We start from the raw sequence: 16520 nt of genomic DNA, 5'->3' as shown, positions 1-16520 counted from the left end.
GCGGGGGCCCGTACCCAGGCCCAGGTGGCGGTCCGTATCCGGATGTGGGTGGTGGTCCGTAGTCGGGCCGGGGTCCGTGGTCGGCGGGCGGTCGGTGCGCGGCGGGCGAGGGCACCTGGTGGTGCTCCGGGCTCCAGCCGGGATGCAGAGGGTCGACCGGGTGGCCGGGACGGCCGGGAGGTCGGTGCGCGTGAGTCATCATCGTCGGCCCGTCAGATCGAGATGTTCAGGGCATCGGGCACCGCGTTCGGCTGCGGAGTACCGTCACCGATCCCGGCGTAGACCTCCGGCCGGGACTGCCGCACGTACTGGGCCCACATCCCGCCCGCGACCGCGGCGGCGATGATGATCGTGGGCAACAGCAGCGGATACGGGGATCCGGGCGCGGCCCCCAGCAGACTCCCGACGTTGAAGACCATCGCGGCGAGCACCACCGTCCCCGCGACAAGGCCCAGCACCGGAGCGATCCGCCACTCCCACACGCCGGCCCGCTCACCCCGCACCTCGGGTGGGGCGAGCAGCGCGGCCAGGGACGCGGCCAGCAGCAGGCTCAGCAGACCCAACGCACCCAACGTCGAGCACCAGGTGAACATCTGACCCACCGGGTCGGCGCCGGCCGCCGCGAACCCCGCCACCACCACCGCGGCGATGACCGTCTGCGTCAGCGAGCCGCCACGCGGCGCGCTGACCCGCGTGCCGCCCTCGGCCCCCGCGAGCCGGGCCGGCAGCACACCCTCCCGCGCCATCGCGAACACATACCGCGCGACCACGGCGTGGAAGGACAGCTTCGCGGTGAGGATCGCCAGGAGCAGCATCACTCCCGCCAGCGCCACCACCCCGCCACCGGCCCGGCTCAGGATCGTGAACGGCAGATCGCCGTCCACCGCAGCCATCTCGCCGACGGAGGTGGGACCGACGGCCACACCCATCGCCCACGCCGCCACCGCATACACCCCACCCAGGACGAGCGCGCCGACGACCGAGGCCCGACCGACCGACCGCCGGTCGACGGCCTCCTCCACGAACGACCCCGGCGCGTCGACGCCCATCAGCGAGGCCACGCAGAACGCCACCGCCCCGCCGATCCCGCCGACCATCAACCCCGCCACGTCGAAGCCCGCCCACACGTCACCGGCCGACGCCTGCCCCACACCGGCCAGCACGAACACGGCGACGAGCAGCAGCGACACCACCAGCACGACCGCCAGCAGCCACGTCGACCGGACGATCGGCGCGCGACCGAACGCCGCGACCGCCACCAGGGCGATGCCCGCCCACACCCACCACGCCCCACCGACCTGAGCCGCGAGAGTCGCACCGAGCAGCCCGTACAGGCTGATCTGGATCCCGTTGTAGGCCACCAGCGCGACCATGCCGCCGGCCACACCCCAACCACGACCCAACCCACGGGCCAGGATCCCGTAATAGGCCGCCGGATGCCCCACCTGACGCGCCATCGCCGTGTAACCCACCGCCAGCACCGCCACCACACCCGCGACCAGCGCATACGTCAGCGGCAGCGCGGTGATGCCTGTGGTCGCGTAGATCGCGGGGATACCACCGACCAGAACAACCAAGGGTGCGGACGCCTGCGCCCCGAACACCCACAACCCGAACGGCGTCACCGTCCGACGCGCCAACGCCACCTGCACTCCCGCCGTCACCGCAGCTCACCCCGCTCGCGGGTGTCCGGGCACAACGAGCCAAAGCAGCCGTCCACCGGATGCCGATCTACATCGGCGGCGTTGACCGGCAACAGGAACACCGCTTCTGGCCGCACCGGGCCGTACAACCAGTACCTCTTGTCGCGGACGAGGCTCCGTTCGGCGACCTCCTTGTCAGGCGTGAACCCGAACAAGTCGTGGCTGCCGTTGCGCCACTCACGCCGGATCGCGAAACCCTGCACGTTCTCGGCCGCCGTCCCAGCCTCCTTGTCAGGAACGACGCCGCCACCACGCGTAAGGTCCAGCGCCGTGGCCAACCACCGCCTAATGCCGCGCCGTATTAGGGCGGATGTGGTCGCGGGATCATCGGCTGTGATCAGCATAAGAACGAGCCCTCCTCCAGAAGCTGGGTATGACTAAATGACCCACTGGCCGACGAAGCACCACCAGCAGGTGAATAAGTGAATTCAGAAGCCGCACCGTTCAGGACCGATGACGCTGCCAGCAGAACAGGGCTGCGGACCAGCCCGACGGCATCGAGTGCTCGCTAGACAGGGCGGCAGACCATCCCCTGACCCATGACCTAGCGACGCGATACACGTTGCCTGTCCGAGCGCGAGCAACGAGCGCCCTCGGAGCCGACGAAAGCGCTTCCAAGGGCGCCTGACCGGCACACCTGATGCACGTTCTCGTACCAAGGTGCGGCCAACAGGGTCGAGCGAGCGGTCGCCCGCCGGGACAAACCACTCAACCCGAACCATCTCTACGCCACCTCCTCTCAGGTCTCTCCGCGCCGCAGCCCACGACTGCTTGTTGGGGTGGTAGTGGGAGCAGCTCCTGCAATTGGCTCGCTGCCGGATCAAGCAAGCACCATCCCGCAGGCACGGCCCCCAGCACCGACAGCAACCGACCAACGCCGGAGCGGAGTAACCCGTTCAGGAAAGCGGAATGACCCGCGCAAATCGATGCCATGCCTGTTGTCTCGCTGTTGTCTCATCGCCAAAACCGAACAGTTTCCGCAGTTGAGAGGCTATTTCGCGGCTGTATCGGGCTAGAGTGATGGCGATGGCCGGGGGGAGGCAGGATGACGCGGCCGACATCAACGCACAGTCAGCTTCTGGTACATCCTCTGAGCTACGTTCGGGAGCAGCGGAACTGGACACAGCAAGACCTTGTGAACGTCGTCGCCCGCCGCCTGAACACTGCCGCGCGGCGGGAGAAGGCGTGCCGGTGGGAACGATGGGGCGTGGTACCGGATGAAGACACGCAGCTCGCGCTGGCCGATGAACTCAGCGTCGACCGGCAGACCGTCAGGGCACTGGGGTGGCCTCATTGGCTCCCGACCGGCCCAGCAATCAGCGTCTCAGCACCATGGACGGCCAGCGGCGCCGTGGGGCTGCTTGATGACACCGCAGGACCAGCGATGCTAGATCGCAGAGGGTTCCTCATCATGCAAGCTGGACTGGCTGCCGCAGTTGCCGAAAGGTGGCTAGAGGCCGAGCCATCCAAGATCACTGCGACGCTTCAAGGAAGGCGGGTCGACCTAGATCTTCTCGACTGTTTCGAACAGCGGCTACCGGCGCTCCGTCGCATGGACGCCAGCCTCGGTGGCGGGAGCGTTCGCTCGCTGGTGGACGCCGAGCTTCGCCTCGTTACAGATCTCCTGCGCCAAAGTACCTACACGGCCGAGGTAGGTAGGCGCCTCCTAGGCATCGCCGCCGAGTTGGGCCGGATCGCCGGCTGGGCTAGCTTCGATGCCGGCTTCCACGCTGCGGCCGAGCGCTACTGGTTCGCCGCTCTCCATGCCGCACACTCCGCCGCCGACCGCGCCGCTGGTGCCAACATTCTGAAGTGCATGAGCTTGCAACTAGTGGACACGGAACGGCCGACCGAGGCACTTCGCCTCGCCGACGCCGCTCGGGCTGGGGCCAAGGATTCACCGGCGCGGGTGCGGGCCATGCTTACGACGCGCTTGGCTCGGACCCATGCGGTCCTCGGTGAGTCGGTGGCGTGCGAGAGGCGGCTTGCCGAAGCCGAGAAAGAGATGTCACGCGCTGATGAAGAGGCCAGCCCGACATGGGCGAGCTACTTCGATCACGCAGAGTACTCAGCGCAGGTCGCGGCCTGCTATCTCTTGCTGCATCGTCACCAGGCCAGTGACCGCTGGCTCCAACAGACGCTTGCGCTGCAACCAGCCGAGCGGAGCAGAGACCGCGCAACCTATCTGATCTGGCGCGCCGACTCTGTTCTGCACCTGGGAGACATCGACCATGCATGCGCCCTTGTGGCTGAGGCCGCCCCTGAGGTCACCGCAACGCGCTCGGTACGGAATCACCGTCGCCTGCTCGACATCCATGGCCGCCTCAGGGCGCACCGACACCCCGCCGTAGAGCTACTAGACCAACGAGTGCGTAGCCTACTCGCATGACTGAGGCACAACGGGTCGCCGTTGTCACTGGCGCTAACCGCGGGCTAGGTAGGGCGATCGCACAGGGCATAGCCAAGACGGGCACTCATGTGGTAGTCACTGCCCGCACCGAGGAGGCCGCCGTGCGCGCTGCTGGCGAACTAGCTGCGGAGGGATTACCCGCATCGGGCCATCAACTGGATATCTCCGATCCAGCTAGCGTCGCCCGCACCATGGCAGATGTCGGCCATCAGTACGGGCGATTGGACATCCTGGTGAACAACGCTGGTATCGCAATCGACCGTGGCCAGGCGGCGGCTAGCGCCGACTTTGAGAAAGTTCGAGCCACTCTGGACACCAATATTCTCGGCACCTGGCGATGCTGCACTGCGGCAATCCCCGAGATGAGGAAGAACAGGTACGGCCGAATCGTCAACGTCACGAGTCATATGGGAACATTTGGCGAGATGGGCATCGGCAGCGTATCCTACCGGGTTTCAAAGGTCGGAGTGAACGCCCTGACCTGCATTCTTGCGGTAGAGCTTAAAGACGACGACATCCTGGTGAATGCCGCCTCGCCTGGAAAGGTTGATACCCGTCTTGCATACGGAAAAGCAACCTTGACGCCCGAGCAAGCTGCGGACACCTTCGTCTGGCTCGCCACGCTGCCGTCGGACGGCCCGACCGGAGGAATCTTCTTTCAGCGAAAGCGCCTCGACTGGTAATGGCAGAGTTTTCGAGGTTTGACCATCCTCAGCTAGGTAGTATCACGAATGCAGTTACTCGCCCCCCCCTCCAACGCAGGCGTACAGGCGTAGCGGGACCCACATGTGCGTGATGCATAACTCGGTCCGTCGCTACACGCTAAATTGAGACAGAACCCGGATCTCGTCGCTCTTGCGGGCCTCGGCTGAGCCCGAGCCTGTCCCGTTGGCAGCCTTCCCGCTGGCCACGGCACTCCAGTAGTGTCAGATCGGGCGGCCAGATCGCGGCCATCCCTCGATGGGTGGCATGAGAGCAGCCCAGCCAGGCTTGGTCGAGGTGACCGGTGTGGCCACTCTCTCGCGGCTGTCCACCGCGGCCTGTCAGGTACCCTTGCTTGTGAGGAGAAGCCACTGGGTCACGGTCGCCTGGCTGGCGACCGTGACATTTCTATTGGCCACTATTTCGGCATGCGGGTATTGGTGGGGCTGGTGGCAGGCCCTTGTCACCGATGCCGCGGACGCGCCCTGGGACTGGATTGAGCGGGCTAGTTGGGTCATCGCCCTCATTAGTCTGCCGGTAGCCATCGGCTCTCATTGGATGCCGATGCGAGAATCCCGGGTACGGGAGAGCAAACCCCGCCGGGCCTGGAGGTTGGTACCGGTCTCGAAATGCCGGCCGCATGAACTCGGGGTCCACAGAGCTGCTCCTCCCCCATACGACTCATCGGCGCCGCCCCTGCCTGCCTACATTCCTCGCGAGCACGACACGGAGCTACGTGATCGCTTGCTCGAAGTTTCGAAGACCGGTGGCATGGTCGTGGTGGTGGGTGGTTCCTCAACCGGAAAGTCCCGCAGCCTCTACGAGGCGGTCCGTGACGTCCTCAGCGACTGGCAGATACTGCTGGCGGACGATGTCAACGCCGTTCGCGATGCAGCCGATGGCCTTCCAAGTCGTACGGTGGTGTGGCTCGACGACACACCATCGACCCGGTATCTGGGGCCGGAGGGACTAAGCAGCAACGACCTGTCGATCCTCATCGACCGACGTGGCGACGCCCGGCTCGTCCTCGTCGTGCACGTGGTGTGGCCGGAGGTCTACCGGACTATCACGGAGGAGCCGCCGCCGGGACGCCGCGATGGCGACCTGTGGCGCCACGCGCGTGAAGCTCTTCAGCATGCCGACGGCAATCTAGTAGACGTACCCGCCTGCTTCAGTCGTGAGGAGGTTGCTCGTGGTGACCGCATCGTCGCGGCCGGAGGCGATCAGCGGCTGGCCGCCGCTCTTGCCGACGAACACTACGGAGTGACCCAGCACCTCGCCGGCGCACCGCAGCTTGTTGACCACTGGCGCTACGGGGCCGACAGGAATCCGTACGGCGCCGCGCTCATCACGGCTGCTATCGACCTGCGACGTCTCGGGATCCGACAACCACTCACGACGGAGTTCCTTGAAGCCACGCTCACTGCCTACCTGGATGGCGAGGACTACGCCGATGCGCCCCGCACGTGGTTCCAAGACGCCCTGGCCTACGCCACCTCTCCGCTGCGCGGAGGCGTCAGGGCCATCTATCCCTTGCCCGGATCCGAAGCTGGCACGACGTCGGGCTACCGACTTGCCGACTACCTCGAACACGTCGGTGTCCTCGACCGCCACTACGCCGTGGTCCCGACACCTGTCTTCGACGCTCTGATCCCTCGTGTGACGGACCCGGACGATGCCACCCGCCTCGCGGTCAGCGCTGACGACCGTGGACTTGTGGAGCACGCGAAACCGCTGCTGCGCCGCGTCTACCGGCACAGTGATCAAGCCGGCTCGCGCCTTGTGTGGATCCTCGTAAACGACGGTGACGAGGAGGAACTCCGTCGCCTGACCGCCGAGGGTGTCCATGACGCGGGACTGGGCTTGGTCCACCTTCTGATAGATCAGCAACGGTACGACGAAATCCCAGACAACTGGCGGTGTACGGAGCCGGCTAGCACCGATTGGTGGGAGATCGGCCGGAGGCTGTACGAGTACAAGCGTGAAGAGGTACTCCGGCGGCTGGACGAGGCGGGAGACGAGGACGGCCGCTTCTTTCTCATCCGATTGCTACAAGACGAGGGGCGGGAGGATGCCCTCGGCAAGCTAGCTGACGCAGGGGATAGAGATGCCCAGATGTGTCGGGCCGAAATGTTCGAGCACCAGGGCCGCATTGAGGAAGCCCTTGAGGCATACGAGGATCTCTTCGACTGCGAGGAAGGCGACTTCGCCGACGAGGCGGTGCGAGCCTGGGGTGGGCTCCTGGCCGCCCACGGACGCGAGGCGGAGTTGCGTGGCTGGGAGGCTGAATCTGAGGATCCCCGCTTCGCCCGCATGTACCTCGCCACCTTGCTCGCCAACCAGGAACGCCTCGATGAGCTTCGCGAGTTGGCCGCAGACAGGCACCCTACCGTCCAGTACCAGTACACCGCCCTCCTGCGCCGTCTCGGCTGCCTGGACGAGCTTCGGGAAGTGGCCGCAACGGATCCGTGGCATGCAGGTAGGGATCTCGTCGCGCTGCTCGAAACCCTGGGTGCCGAAAGCGAGCTCCGGAAGATGACAGCGGCCGGCAACGTCGAGGCCCGCGAACACCTCATCAACCTGCTGGCAACACTCGGCCGCGAAGGGGAGATACGGCAGTTCGCGGCGGCAGGCTACGAGCACGCCCGCAAACGGCTAGTTGAACTCCTCGCCCGGTCGCAACGCAAGAACGAAATCCGCAGGATGGCCGCAGCCGGTGATCCCTATGCCCGTAGCCAGATCCGCACTTGGGCCTACGATGCCGCGGCATCGGCCGTCAGTTCGTAGGTCGAGAAGCACGTTCCCGTCAGCCGATCTTCAGAAGGTTGCCGACCAACCCGTGGATGGCTCGGTATGTATCCGGCGATAGGTCTTCGGGAATTTCCGCTTCACGAGCGCGTACGAGGTCGTCTAGGAGGGCACGGAGTTCGGCGGCACGGCCGTCGGCGTGCGCTACTCGCATGGCGTCGATCCAGGGGTGGTCATCGAGGCGGGCAGGGTCCGCGAGCCAGGCCCGCTCTACGGCCCACCTGGCGCTGGTGGTGTCGCCATCGGCAAGGCAGAGATTTACGAGTTGGTGGGCGGTGTCCACGACAGCGGAGGCGAGATTGTGTGGTTGGACCTCGCTGCCGGGCAGCCAGGTGTAGGGATTGCGGTAGCCGGACGAATAGGGAAGTTCCGCGCCGGCGAGCGGTTCGCCTCGAACGAGTTCGAGTGCTTGGCGCAGGTCTGCGATGCCCGCTGCTCCCCTGGCTTCGCCCCGGGCCCGGAGGCGGCGGAACAGTTGCCAGTCGAGGAGTACGCCGGGTGTGAGGCGGTAGAGCCGGTCTGCCCCGGCGTTAGGGGGCAGCCAGTGGGTGCCCTCAACGGTCTCCCCGAGCCAGCGGCGCACCTTGCTGATGGCGACGCGGCGGCTTCGGGCGTTGACGCCACGTTCTGGCCAGAGGGCGTCGTCGATCTGCTCGCCGGTCGCTCCTGCTCTTCCTCGTTGCGCTAGGTAGACGACCATCTCGGAGTAGAAGCGGATGCGTTCGTCGGGCATCTCTCCGGGCGCTTGGACATCGACGGGGCCAAGAATGGCGATGCGTGGCCGGTCCGGGTCCGGTCGATACCAGGCGTCGAGGTCCTCATCGAGTGTTGGATCATGGGGTTCCCGGGACCGGTTTGAGACTGCGGGTGCGGTGCGGGCGGTCGCTCCGTTGGTGATCGGTGTGAGAGCAGCGATGTCGACTGGTTGCGTCGCGGTGGTGCCGGCTTGGGTGGGTGCCGGGGTGCTGCGGTCGGGTTCGGGCACGGCCGGTCGCCCTTCTTGTGCGTGTTGGTTCGCTGTCGAGTCCGCGCCGGTCGGGCTCTCGTGTACCGCCCGGTGGTCGGGATCGGCCGGTTCGTTGTCCTCGACGTCATCCGGTGCGCTGTCGGCGTCGAGGAGGTGCCCGTGTGCGTCGGTGACCTCGGCCCAGGGGTCCGGATCGGTTGCGGCTGGAACGGGTTCGTCGCCCGGCTGGTCGTCGGTGGGAGCGGCAGCACGGGCGGCGCGCATGACAGGTGCGAGAAGGGCGAGTTGGTCGCGGGGCAGTCGGGTCGCGGTGGTGTTGGTGATGCTGAGCCAGTCGATGGCCAGACTGCCGTCTGCGCTGATGTCGACGTGCCACGTGGTTGGGGTTTCGGTGACGGCGGCGACAGCGACCGCGCATCTGCCGGCCAGGCGGAGTTCGTCCGCGAGCACTGTCAGTTGTTCTTCAGCGTTCGTGGTGTCTGCGATGAGGAGGACGTGCGGCATCCAGGCGTCTGCGACGATGTCTCCGACCCGTCCGGCGAAGGTGGTCGTGATTCCGGTGTCGGTCATTGCCTTGGCGTTGGCGGCGGCACGGCGTCGGGCGCGGTCGATCGCACTGGCGGTTGAAGTGGCTGCGGTGATCCGGTTTCCGCCGATGGCGATGAGGTGGTCGACGTCATCGGAGTCGAAGCCCGCGAGCACCACTTCGGCGTCGTCGCTCCATTGGTTGGTGGCCAATTCGGCTGCGATGTATCGGATCAGGTCCCCGCTGCGTTCGGGCTCGCCGCTGATCGTGAGCAGACCGGTGCGTTCAAGGTCGAGGAGGAGATGGTCGCCGCCGGGTCGGGATGCCACAGTGACGAGGGCCGGCAGCGGTGCCAAGGTGTCTTCCACATTGGGGAGGGCGGCGGCGGCCGGCAGCATCCAGTCCATCGCGGAGCTGTTGGCTTGGAAGGGTAGGGGCGCGGAGGCGTTGGCCTGGGCGAGCATGAGGTGGATCTCGCCTGCGGAAAGCCAGGCCGCAGCGAGGTCAGGCAGGTCGTCAGGGTCGCGATCGCGGAGGCCGCTGGCCAGTGTGCGTAGAGCGTGGTCGAGCCGGTCGACGTCGACCGGCTGAGCCACGTTACGGACACGTCGTTCGACGGTGGGATTGGGCGTAGGGATTCGCCGGCCGGGGCGGCGATGCTGGCGTTGACGTCGACGATGGTGCGTCAGACGGGCAAGCAGAAGCGCGGCAAGCAGGCCGGCGGAGGCGAGTGCCGCGGTGATGGGGAGCGCGACGTCGAAGTCTCTTTCTTCGGCGTTGTCGACTGGCTCGTCATCGACTGCTGGGGTGGGGTCGGGGGTCGGCGCTGACGGCTCGGTGCGCGTCGGTGATAACGGGGCGGATGCCTCGGGTGTCGGCGCGGCGCTGGCCGTCGCCGCCGGGTCCGGCGCTGTCGTTGGTGGCGCCGGGTTGGTGGGTGTGATCTGGGCGGGCTGTTGTGGCGGAGCGCTGCGGGGGGCCTTGTCGGCCGATGGCGGTGTGGGGGGCGTGCGCAGTTGTCCGGTGGCGTGGCGTCGAGGTCCACTGTCGTTGGCATCGGGCGGTAGGTTCAGCACCTGCCCGGCCACGATGTGGTCGGGGAAGCGAGGGTCTGCCTTCTTGAAGGCAGGGTTGAGTGTGGCGATTTCGGTGTAGCGGTTTCCGTCGCCAAGGAATCGTTCGGCGACGTGGTAGAGCCAGTCCCCGCGTTTCACCTCATAGGTCGGCGCCCTCGTCGTGGCGGTCTTCTCGCTGTCAGGAGTGGTCGCCAGCGTCGTGTGTAGGGATGCCAGGGTGGCAGTCGTGGGGGTATGCGTGGCGGTGATGCCTGGGGGCGTGGACGGCATCGTGATCGCGTTGGCGCTGGCCACGGCTGGCGCGGCGCCGATGGAGAGGGCTGCGGCAACGAGCGCGGCTGCGCGACGCTGTTGCCAGGCGAGGCCGAGGAGTTGCGGGGGTCGCCAGCGGAAGATGTGGCAGATGATCTCCACGAGTAGTGGTAGGGCGAAGGATGCCCAGCCAATCCAGCCGGCCCAGGTGATCGCGGTGAGTAGCAGACTGCCGTCGTCGCGGGTGGTGAGCAGTTCGCCGAGTTGGGACCAAGACGGCAGGTGATCGGGCAGAGGATTCCCGGCCAGGGCGTACAGGGCGTAGGGAATTCCTCCGAGCGCGACCAGGATGCCCAGCTGGGCGGTGATGCGGGTGGTGAGGCCGACGGCGCGCGGGCGGCGTGGGCGTGCGCTGTTGCGGCGAGCCGGTTTGGCCATAGTCATCCCACCAGCAGGGTTGCGGTAACGGTTGCGTGTGCGGGGATCGTGGTGACGCCGGGCAGAACGTCGACCAAGAGCGGGTCGTACTGCACCGTGACGGTGACGGTGAGCTGTTGGCCGTCGTCGTCAATGGTGGCCTGCCAGTCGCTGACGCCCGCGGTGGTGAGGTAGTCCGCGACGGCCTCTATGGCTGTGGTCGCGTCGACCGCCTTGGTCTCGCCGTCGATTGCCTCGGGGAGCATGATCGCCTGTCCGCCTGCCCGTGCGGCCTCGGCGGCGATGTTGTTCGCCCGCTGGGTGGTGCGGACGTACCCGGCACCGTCTCCCGCCAGGCCGATCATGGCGATAAGGCCCGGCAGGACGATGGCGTAGAACAGCCCGATCCGGCCGGCATCGCGGCTGGCCAGGGGGTTTGCAGCGTGTCGGTTCATCCGGTTCTGCTTCGGAAGAGATCAAGGGGCGAGCTGTAGACGGCGGTGATCCACCGCGAGGTCGGCATACCCGGCATCGCACCGGCGGCCAGGTCGACGCGGCATTCGACCGTGACGGTCACACTGGCTGGTTCGCCGACGTCGCGGGTGAATTGGCTGGTGTCGACGATGACGAGCAGGTTGAGGCAGTGGATGTCCTGTGCGTCGAGCGTGGTGTGGATCGAGGATTCGGCGCGGCTCTGTGCGGTGGGCGCGTCGCGGGCGAGCGACGCAGCTCGTGCTGCGGAGTAGGTCGCTGCGTCGAGCGCGGCGTTTGCCAGGGAGATGCGGCCGACAAGCATGGCGAAGGCGGCAACCAGGAGCAGGCTGGGTGCCAGGATGGCCAGCTCGATAGTTACTGAGCCACGTTGTCTCTCTGTCTTTTGTCTCACGAATCGTCTTCCGTGGTGAATTGCTCGATCGGGCTGTAGGCGGTCTGGCTGATCTGGAACCGCATGCCGAGCCAACCGAGAGTGGTACCGGTGACAGTGACGCGCACTGCGGTGGGCTCGGGCGATCCCTCGGCGACAGGAGTGACCGTGATCTCCCAGTCGTTGAGCACGTCGCCCATGCGGGTCAGGTACGTGCTTGCCTGCGTCCGGCCGGCTCCGTCGGGTGCGCCGTAGGCCGCCTCTGCGGCGGCCCCCTGCTGGGCGGCGGCCAGCGCCACCGTCCGTCCGTAGAAGATCATCGCGAGTTGCACGCCGAGGAGGATCAGCATCACGAAGACCGGAAACAGGATCGCCATCTCGATGTTGGTGGATCCTCGATCGCCCGTCAGGCGTCTACGCGAGTGCAGCCGCCGGCCGCCGAGGCGCCTGACGCGGGCGCTCGTCATGGTGCGGGTGCGGCCGGGGCGGCGGCATCCGGCCAGAGCCCGACCCACCCGAGTACATAGTCCGATGCGGCGGTCAGCAGTGCGACCGCGATCACTGCGGCGATCGCGTAGATGATTGCCGTCGGCACGACTTCGCCCCGGTCATCGCGGCGCAGCGCGGTGAGTAGCCGCAGGGCATACGCGGCCCAGCCGGGGGGCTTGTTGTCATCCATCTCAAGATCCTCCTGATCGTGGTCAGTTGGCGGCGGGCGCGACGAGCAGCCGGGCCGCGAAGGGATACAGGGCTAGCAGCATCAGTACGACCAGCAGCAGAGCGCCGGGAATCTCCAGTTGCGAAGTGCGCAGCTCGGCGCGGGCCAGTTCGTCGGTTCGTATCTGGGCGCGTAGTGAGGTGGCGCGGGCTCGCAGCGTCCGGTACACCTGGGCGCCGGTGACGCCTGCGGCCTGCATGATGTCGCCGAGGTCGCCCAGTTCCGGTACTCCGAGGTCGGTTCCGAGGTTCTTGAGGCCGTCCCAGGGCGCGGACACCGACAGTTCAGCCCGCAGCAGTGTTTGCCGGATCCGCGCGAACACCCAGCCGTTGCCCTTGCTCGCCGCTCTGGTGAGGGACTCCTCGGTGCCTCGACCTGCCGCACGTTGCAAGGCGACGAGGTCGATGAAGGTGCACACGGCGCGGCGGCACTCGCGCCTTGCGATGACGGCCTTGTGGCGGACGTCGCGGTAGACGATCAGAATGAGCAGCGCGGCGAAGCCGACCACGGCGACGACCGGTATGGGGGTGCCGACGCCACGTCCCGTCAGCGCCAGAAGGCCGACCATGACCGACGGCACGGCGAGACCGAGTAGTCCCGCGACGATGAGGCTGGTGACGAACTCCTCGGGGCTTCGGCCCAGCAGCCGCAGATCGGTGGCGGGAATGATGCGCTGCATGCGGACCGCCAGGTCGCTGATCGCCTTCGACCGGCCAGCCGGGATCGCGGCCACGTCGGTTGGCGGTTGCAGCCGGGCGAGGGCTGGGCCGAGTGCGGGACTGGCTGGGCGGAGTTCGTGGACGGCGAGGAAGATCGCGAAGCCGAAACCCGCACCGAGCACAGCGGAGATGCCGATCCAGGTGGGTGTCACAGCAGGCTCCTGGTGCTTGCGTTCGTGGAGAGGAAACGCTCCTCGGCTGGCGGCAGGCTCAGCGTCCGCGCCCACCACAGGCAGGCGATGAAGCAGCATGCGAGGATGGCGAGCACGACTTGGCCGCGGGTTTCGGTGTACGGGGCGGTGTACTGGCCGCTGGCAAGGCCAAACCCAACCAGCAGTACCGATCCGATGGTGAGAAAACGGATCTGGAACCGTGCCCGCGAGCGTTTGGCGGACGTTTCGCGGCGCATCGCCACCTCATCGGCCGCAGCTTCAGCGATACCGGTCAGCGCGTCGGCGAGCTTGGCGCCCCGGTCGCTGAGGTGCAGCGCGAGAGCCACGACGACCTGGTCACTGATCGGATCCTGGAGGGCCTCGGCGAACTCGTACAGCGCCGCCTCCGCATCCCAACCGGCCTGAATGCGCGCGGCGAGCAACTGCACATCGGCGGCGATGGCAGCGGGGACAGTCTGCGCCGTATCCACAATGGCCTCTTGAAGACCAACGCCAGAGTCCTCCACGTCCCGGAGGCGGCGGGTCCATGCCTCCACCGCCTCCGCCCGATTGATCGTGCGTTGCTCCTCCCGGCCGGCGGATAGCAGCCAGGGCACACCCGGCACGGCTACCGCCACGAGTGGCGCCGCTACCGGTATCCCACTGATGATCCAAGCGAGGATGCCGGCGGCGAGCGAGCCGAGCACCCAGGCTTGGTGGCGGCGCTGCGCGCGGAGAGTGGCGCCCGATCCGAACCAGATCCAGCGTGCCCGTACCGTCCACCGGGACGGCGGGCGGTCCTGCTCGCCGACTGAGAAGATGGCGCTGATCCCGAGCGCGAGGCTGCCGACGAGGCCCGCGCCCAGTAGCGCGGCGATGAGGGTCGGGTTCACGCCCGTACCCCGAGTCGAGGAAGCGGGCGCGGCCAGGCACCTCGCCCGCGGTGCGCGGTGAGGACGACCGGGTCGTAGCCGGCGAGGAGGAAATGCTGCTTGAGCCGGTCCGGCTGGTGCATCGGCACTCCTCGACCGTCCGGCCCCGGTCCGAAGATCTGTGTAGTACGGGGCCGTCCGTCCTCGACCAGGCCGCCGACTTCGATCACGTGGGACACGAAGCGGTGCTTACGGCCGCCGATCGCGCTTTCGTCAACGAGGGTGACGTAGACGACCAGGTCGAGCGCGTTGGCGACCTGGAGGTACGCGCGCCGGTCGGAGCGTTCGTCCCGGTGGCTGAGGGCCAGCTCCACCACACGGTCAAAGACCAGACCGGGCTCACGGGCGTGGATGGTGCACAGGGAGCCGTTGGTGGTGCCCATCGCCTGGAGCATGGCGACAATCTCGCGGGACCGTACTTCACCGACGATGATCCGCCGGGCGTTGAGCTGTAGCCCGATCGGAATCAGGTCTTCGAGGGTGATCTCCCCGGTTGGTCGGCCGTCAGGCCCGCGTTCGCCGTGGCCCTCGCGGGTTTCCATCGAGACCGCCCACGGGTGGCGGCCGGTCTTGTGCAGACCCAGCTCCCGCGCCTCCTCCATGACGATCATCCACTCGTCAGCGGGGATCTCGCTCGCCAATGCCCGTAGGAGTGAGGTCTTGCCGCTGCCCGGAACGCCCGCGACCATGATGTTGAGACCGGCTTTCATCGCCGAGCGGAGGAAGTCCCGCAGCAGCGGATCGATCATGGCACTCTTGTTCGGGTCAACCTGGTCGAAAGTGACCAGTTCGTCGAGGGTCACTTCGAGGATCTGGTGGTTTCGGATGACCGCTACCGGCCGCTGTGTCACCAGGTACGTCGCAGCCAGCCGCTGACCGCCGGGCATCTCCATACTGAGCGTCGGCTTGTCCTTCGTGAGCGCGCGCTCGGTGCCGCCGGCCCGGCGTGCCAGTGCCTGAAGCAACAGCACGAACTCTTCGTCGCTATCCGCGACAGGGGCCTCGATATCGACGCGCCCGTCCGGACGCTCGACCCGCACGCCGTCGCACCCAAGAATGGTGATGGTGTCGAACGGTTCACGAAGAAGCCGATCGAGCCGGCCGAGCCCCAGCAGCGCAGCCAGTACACCATCGAGCAGCCGCCGCTCGTAGTCGCCGCTGAGCGGGGTGCCACTCATCCGTCGCTGGTCGACGTACTGGCTGACACGCCGGGACGCGATCTGTCGTCCCTCTGCCTCCCGCTCCGATGGGCTGACGTACTCACGGCCAGCCAACATGCGCGAAAGCTCGTCGCTCACAGAGTTTTGAAGCGACCGGATGATGGCGTAGTCGGGTTCGACGGCCGGTGGAACAGGTACCGCAGGACGGGGCGACGCAACCAATGCGGCGCCCTGGCCGTTCGGCGCTGGCCCGACGCTGCGATCCCCTGGGGACATGGCCCCATTTAGCGGGTCGCGCCAACGGGGATGCTCAAACGTCGACATGGATTGCCCCCTGGATACCAGGGCCACGAAGGCGATGACGGCGGGCGGTGACGGCTCTCGCGACCTTGCCTTCCGCTGCCGCCGCCGCGCGAAGCATCGGCCGTCGAGTCCGGACCGTACCTCCATGTGCGAGAACGCGGGCGGATCGGTTGTCCTGGGGCAGGTGAGCGATCACCGGAACGCCAAGATGCCGGGACACGGCGCCATCGTCGTAGTCGCCGCCACCGACCACCACCAGCCCGATCTGCCCGTCGTTGCCGGGGCTGTTTCCAGCGAGCAGCGTCTGCACCGCGGCGCGCGCCGGCAAGAGGGACGACAGCGTCGGCTTCACCACCAGCAGAACAAGGTCTGCGCGGCTCAACAGCGGCCACGGGGCATGCGGAGCGACCAACCGGCCGCAATCGACGAGGACGTCGAACCCGGGATCATGGTGTTCCAACGATCTGAAGAAGCCCGCGAGGCCAAACCAGTTGGGATCGAGGCTCGCGGCCTGCGCAGGAGTCGCTATTCCAGGCAGGAGCAGACGCTGCGCACCCGGCGGATCAAGGTCGACCAGTTGAGACCAGAACTGCTCACTGGCTTGCCCCCGCAACTCGGCCACAACGAGCTGCATCAGACCGCGACTACCGTCCAACTCCAGATGCCGCAGATAGCCAGCCGCGATGTCACCACCGGCAGGATCACACTCGGCAAGCACCACTAACCGGGACCACGTCAACGCGAAGGCCAAACTCGCCGTGGTCACGCCAGGTGACCCCTTAGCGCTGGCGAGGCAGATGACAGTCATCG

At 67.0% G+C, this 16520-nt stretch carries 14 protein-coding genes; 3 read left to right on the top strand and 11 right to left on the bottom strand.

Going from position 1 to position 16520, the window contains the following annotated elements; genetic code table 11:
* Positions 1-212: 212 nt before the first annotated feature.
* The gene (locus tag ACIBMZ_RS20835) at positions 213-1664 is read right to left on the bottom strand and encodes an APC family permease (protein ID WP_396696159.1); all 1452 of its coding nucleotides are present in this window, start codon (positions 1662-1664) and stop codon (positions 213-215) included.
* Entirely contained in the window at positions 1661-2047 is a 387-nt protein-coding gene (locus tag ACIBMZ_RS20830; RefSeq protein ID WP_396696158.1) for a hypothetical protein, read from the bottom strand. The genes ACIBMZ_RS20835 and ACIBMZ_RS20830 overlap by 4 nt, the downstream gene beginning before the upstream one ends.
* A 701-nt stretch (positions 2048-2748) precedes the next feature.
* Between ACIBMZ_RS20830 and ACIBMZ_RS20825 the strand changes: the two genes are divergently transcribed.
* The 3 genes from ACIBMZ_RS20825 (at position 2749) to ACIBMZ_RS20815 (ending at position 7602) form a co-directional block, all read left to right on the top strand.
* Positions 2749-4092, top strand: a complete 1344-nt coding sequence (locus ACIBMZ_RS20825; RefSeq protein WP_396696157.1) for a transcriptional regulator — start codon at positions 2749-2751, stop codon at positions 4090-4092.
* A complete protein-coding gene (locus ACIBMZ_RS20820) occupies positions 4089-4796 on the top strand; it encodes an SDR family oxidoreductase (RefSeq protein ID WP_396696155.1) in 708 nt (235 codons plus the stop codon). Before ACIBMZ_RS20825 ends, ACIBMZ_RS20820 begins: the two co-directional genes overlap by 4 nt.
* Before the next feature lie 286 nt (positions 4797-5082).
* The gene (locus ACIBMZ_RS20815; protein WP_396696153.1) at positions 5083-7602 is read left to right on the top strand and encodes a hypothetical protein; all 2520 of its coding nucleotides are present in this window, start codon (positions 5083-5085) and stop codon (positions 7600-7602) included.
* 19 nt (positions 7603-7621) lie between these two features.
* Here the strand turns inward: ACIBMZ_RS20815 and ACIBMZ_RS20810 are convergent, their stop codons facing one another.
* The 9 genes from ACIBMZ_RS20810 to ACIBMZ_RS20770 are packed head-to-tail and all read right to left on the bottom strand — an operon-like array spanning position 7622 to position 16518.
* Positions 7622-10882, bottom strand: a complete 3261-nt coding sequence (locus tag ACIBMZ_RS20810) for a peptidoglycan-binding protein (protein WP_396696151.1) — start codon at positions 10880-10882, stop codon at positions 7622-7624.
* 2 nt (positions 10883-10884) lie between these two features.
* Positions 10885-11316 (bottom strand): pilus assembly protein TadG-related protein, encoded by a 432-nt coding sequence (locus tag ACIBMZ_RS20805; protein WP_396696149.1) that lies wholly within the window; start codon positions 11314-11316, stop codon positions 10885-10887.
* A complete protein-coding gene (locus tag ACIBMZ_RS20800) occupies positions 11313-11747 on the bottom strand; it encodes a TadE/TadG family type IV pilus assembly protein (protein ID WP_396696147.1) in 435 nt (144 codons plus the stop codon). Before ACIBMZ_RS20800 ends, ACIBMZ_RS20805 begins: the two co-directional genes overlap by 4 nt.
* On the bottom strand, positions 11744-12193 hold the full coding sequence (locus ACIBMZ_RS20795) for a TadE/TadG family type IV pilus assembly protein (protein WP_396696145.1): 450 nt from the start codon (positions 12191-12193) through the stop codon (positions 11744-11746). The genes ACIBMZ_RS20800 and ACIBMZ_RS20795 overlap by 4 nt, the downstream gene beginning before the upstream one ends.
* Entirely contained in the window at positions 12190-12405 is a 216-nt protein-coding gene (locus ACIBMZ_RS20790; protein WP_396696143.1) for a hypothetical protein, read from the bottom strand. Before ACIBMZ_RS20790 ends, ACIBMZ_RS20795 begins: the two co-directional genes overlap by 4 nt.
* Before the next feature lie 22 nt (positions 12406-12427).
* A complete protein-coding gene (locus tag ACIBMZ_RS20785; RefSeq protein ID WP_396696141.1) occupies positions 12428-13414 on the bottom strand; it encodes a type II secretion system F family protein in 987 nt (328 codons plus the stop codon).
* Positions 13312-14208, bottom strand: a complete 897-nt coding sequence (locus ACIBMZ_RS20780; RefSeq protein WP_396696139.1) for a type II secretion system F family protein — start codon at positions 14206-14208, stop codon at positions 13312-13314. The genes ACIBMZ_RS20785 and ACIBMZ_RS20780 overlap by 103 nt, the downstream gene beginning before the upstream one ends.
* A complete protein-coding gene (locus ACIBMZ_RS20775) occupies positions 14205-15731 on the bottom strand; it encodes an ATPase, T2SS/T4P/T4SS family (protein ID WP_396696137.1) in 1527 nt (508 codons plus the stop codon). The genes ACIBMZ_RS20780 and ACIBMZ_RS20775 overlap by 4 nt, the downstream gene beginning before the upstream one ends.
* On the bottom strand, positions 15718-16518 hold the full coding sequence (locus ACIBMZ_RS20770; RefSeq protein WP_396696262.1) for a ParA family protein: 801 nt from the start codon (positions 16516-16518) through the stop codon (positions 15718-15720). Before ACIBMZ_RS20770 ends, ACIBMZ_RS20775 begins: the two co-directional genes overlap by 14 nt.
* Between the last annotated feature and the right edge of the window lie 2 nt (positions 16519-16520).

This window comes from Micromonospora sp. NPDC049900 (genome assembly GCF_044461025.1).
Taxonomy (GTDB): domain Bacteria; phylum Actinomycetota; class Actinomycetes; order Mycobacteriales; family Micromonosporaceae; genus Micromonospora.
Note: the sequence above shows the minus strand (reverse complement) of the source record. Positions and strands in the feature narration are given on the sequence as shown.